4 protein-coding genes are annotated in these 3,432 nt (G+C 64.8%); all 4 read left to right on the forward strand.

What is annotated here, in order from left to right; translation table 11 throughout:
* The first annotated feature begins 176 nt into the window (after window positions 1–176).
* Window positions 177–560, forward strand: a complete 384-nt coding sequence (locus tag MJD61_16080; GenBank protein MCG8556784.1) for a hypothetical protein — start codon at window positions 177–179, stop codon at window positions 558–560.
* Window positions 561–669: 109 nt separating this feature from the next.
* A complete protein-coding gene (locus tag MJD61_16085; protein MCG8556785.1) occupies window positions 670–918 on the forward strand; it encodes a toxin-antitoxin system in 249 nt (82 codons plus the stop codon).
* Window positions 915–1,334 (forward strand): type II toxin-antitoxin system VapC family toxin, encoded by a 420-nt coding sequence (locus MJD61_16090; GenBank protein ID MCG8556786.1) that lies wholly within the window; start codon window positions 915–917, stop codon window positions 1,332–1,334. Before MJD61_16085 ends, MJD61_16090 begins: the two co-directional genes overlap by 4 nt.
* 230 nt (window positions 1,335–1,564) lie before the next feature.
* A partial coding sequence (locus tag MJD61_16095) for an IPT/TIG domain-containing protein (GenBank protein MCG8556787.1) occupies window positions 1,565–3,432 on the forward strand: 1,868 nt, incomplete at its 3' end.

Here is a 3,432-nt window from a genome sequence, read left to right on the forward strand (position 1 = left end):
CAGAGTCACGATCATTTTCCATCCCTATTGTCCAAGTTGCTGACCCAAGCGTCCCCGGCCGCGTTCACCCGCGCCGGAAAAACGGACTGCACCGAGAACTCGATAGCCCTGTAGCACTAGCCCCGACGTCGGCGGCGGTATGGGGCTTTGCCCACGAGCTCGGCCATACGTACACCATGGTCAAGGGTATCTGGTCGTACCAGCACAACATCGAGAGCTGGCCCAACCTGTTCAGCCTCTATTCGCTGGAGAAGCTCGGTGTAATGCGAGGCCATACCGAGACCTATTGCGACAAGCTAGCCGGCTACCTGCAGAATCCGGCCTACAGCGCGCTGAAGACCGACCCCTGGCTGTCGTTGTGCTTTCTGATGGAGTTCCAGAAGACCCATGGTTGGCAAGCTTGGCAACGCTTCTTCGCCCGTCTCAACATGGATCCGGATGGGAGCGTCATCGACAGCAGCAGCGACGCAACCGTATGGCGCTTCGTGCGCGACCGGCTTACGCAGGCCGTGGGTCAGGACGTGAGCCCGACCTTCGATCGCTGGCGGGTGCCGTACTGACGGCAGCTTTCTGGCTGCGGCAAAGCTGTCGTCGCATCACGCCGTGGACGCTTTCGTCGTTGCGCGGCGGCTTGCGAAGCCGTCACCTCTATGATATCGTGATATCATCGTGGCACAGCTAGTCGTCAGGGATGTAGAGCCCGAGGTGAAGATAAGGCTCAAGCAGCGCGCACAGAAACGCGGCCACAGCATGGAAGCCGAAGTGAGAGCGATCCTGAGGGCAGCGGTGGCCGCGGATGAGGCGCCCGCCGAGCCGCTCGGGACGCGTCTCCGCAATCGATTCGTAAAGGTGGGGTTTGACGAGCCGGTGAGGGAATTGCGTGGTCAGATCGCACAGCCTGTCGATCTAGACACATGATCATCCTCGACACCAATGTGCTTTCAGCTGTCATGTTGCGCAAGCCCGACGCGCACGTTGTTTCGTGGTTGGACCAACAGCCCGTTGAATCGGTATGGACCACCTCCATCACCCTATTCGAGGTCTACTTCGGGATCGGGATCTTGCCCGACGGACGTCGAAGGAACAACTTGCGAGGAGCCTTCGACCGCATGCTGAGGGAGGATTTCGCTGGCCGTGTCCTCGGCGTAGACACCTCGGCGGCTGCGTGCGCTGCACAGATTGCCGCTCAACGGAGAGTATCCGGACGCCAGGTCGAGATTCGGGACATGCTGATTGCGGGGGCCGCCCTTTCACGCCGCGCCGCGCTTGCCACCCGCAACACGCGACACTTCGAAGAGTGCGGGCTGGAACTTGTCAACCCCTGGAGCGCATAGCAGCGCGCCGGACCGGTAGTAGACGTGCACTCCCCTGTCCAAACACCCGGCCACACCGGACACCGCAAGCCAGGGTCGCGCGGGCCCGACTTGCTGCCGGAGACGGCGTGAAGCACAATTCGCTGAGGATGGAACCGTCGAAGTCGACGCGCCGACCGGTCCGACGGATATCAGCCTCGGGACACAGCCTTGCCGCGGGCATCTGCTTTGCGGGCGCTCTCTCAGGAGCCTTGGGAGCCTGCGGCGAGCGGCACGCTCTCGTGTTGCCGGAGCTCGCGCAGGATGGCGGTGCTCCTGCCATGGCCGATGGGGCGCTCGTGGCCTCGGACGCCCTGCTGCCGAGCGAGCCCGACCCGCTCGTGGTGGTCCGCCTAGTTCCCAGCTCTGGGCCGTTCACCGGCGGCAACCGAGCGCTCGTGCGGGGCAGCGGCTTCGGCGCCGAGTCGCTCGTCGAGGTGGGGGGCCGCCAAGCCACCGGTATTCGGCTCATCGACAGCCACCGCCTTTCTATTGTGCTCCCTGCGGGCGAGGCGGGCGAGGCCGACGTGGTGGTGAGGCAAGGCTCGGAGCAAGCGCGGCTCGACAAGGGATACATCTACAACGCGCTGCGAGTCGAGCCGGCATCCGGTCCCGTCGCGGGCGGCACGTTGGTCGAGATCTTCGGCCGCAGCACGGCGTTCGCCGACGGTGATCGCGTGGTTTTTGGTGATGCTCCCTGCCGTCAAGTCGAGGTGATCACATCCACGCGCATCCGTTGCAAGACTCCGTCAAACCCCGTGGGTCACTTCGACGTGCTGGTTATCAGCGCTACAAACCCAAACGAGCGCATCGTCGCGCTGCAGGCGTTCGAGTACACGAACCCCGGCGACGCGTTCTCGAGCGGCCTGAGCGGTGGACCCATCGCTGGGTCCATCAACCTGACCGTGAGGGATGCGTTTTTCGGACGCCCTGTTCCCGGCGCATTCGCCATGGTGGACGAGGATCTCGGCGGCGATCTCACAGGACGCACCGATCCGAACGGACAGCTCGTGTTTTCGGCACCCGGCCTGAAGGGGCCGAGGACGATCCACGTTGCCAAGAAGTGCTTTGAGAACGGCTCGATCGTGGGCTTCGACGCGCGCGATGTAACGCTGTTCCTGAGACCGCAAATCGCCAAGCTGGATCGCAAGTGCGGCAAGCCCGAAGGTGCGGGCGGCCGCAGCACGGCGCTGGCCCACGTGTCGGGGGAGCTCGTTTGGCCCAGCAGCGATGAGTTTCACCTGACCCCGTGGAGCAGCGTGCCCGAGCCCCGCCCGGGCGAGACCCGCGTCGCCTACGTGTTCACTACCCGTGCGGCAGCCGATTCCCGCAATCCACCCCCCGGAGGCGGAGACTCGACCGAGCGTGTGGTCGAGGGCATGGCCGAGCTGGGCAAACGGGGCCATCGCTTCAGGATCCGCGCGCGTTCGGCCGCGCTGGCTGTCTACGCCCTGGCCGGCACCGAGAATGTTACCAGCGGCGAGTTCACGCCCTACGCCATGGGGGTAGCGCGCGCCATCATCACCGCGCCCGGCAGCGAGGTGCCAGATGTCGCGGTACCGATGGACATCGCCTTGGACGATTTCATCGATGTCGAGCTCGTGGGTTTGCCAGCGAGTGCCGAGGGGGTCGACGATCTGTTCGAAGTCGAAGCGTTCCTCGATCTCGGGGCGGAGGGGCTGATCGTGCGCCAGGTCGGTGAAAGCTCGCTCGATCGCTTGCAGCTGCGGCAAAGCACCAGGGTGTTTCGTTTCTTCGCCCAGCCAGCTCTGCAGGGCCCCCTGGCCGATGCGCTATACTACATTCGCGGCGGGCATTTCAGCGAGCAGTCGCAGCGGGTGCCGTTCACGGTTTCCATCAAGCGCGCCCTAAGGCCGCCCGCCGGCGGCCGCGTGCGGCTCGACGATTTCCTGGGCATACCGCGCAGCCAAGCCCCGAGCCGAGGAGAACCGATCCCCGGCGACCGCGTGCTGCGCTGGTCCGGAACCGGGGACAAGAGCGATGCCCACTACGTGAGCATCACGGGAGGCGATGGGCATCCAGCTTGGCGCCTGATCGTGGCGGGCACGCAGCAACAGGC

Source organism: Pseudomonadota bacterium (genome assembly GCA_022361155.1).
In the GTDB taxonomy this organism is placed as follows: Bacteria; Myxococcota_A; Polyangia; order Polyangiales; family JAKSBK01; genus JAKSBK01.

Coding starts and splice junctions, on each gene's coding strand:
- MJD61_16090 (MCG8556786.1), top strand. CDS start 915: ATGATCATCCTCGACACCAATGTGCTTTCAGCTGTCATGTTGCGCAAG.
- MJD61_16080 (MCG8556784.1), top strand. CDS start 177: ATGGTCAAGGGTATCTGGTCGTACCAGCACAACATCGAGAGCTGGCCC.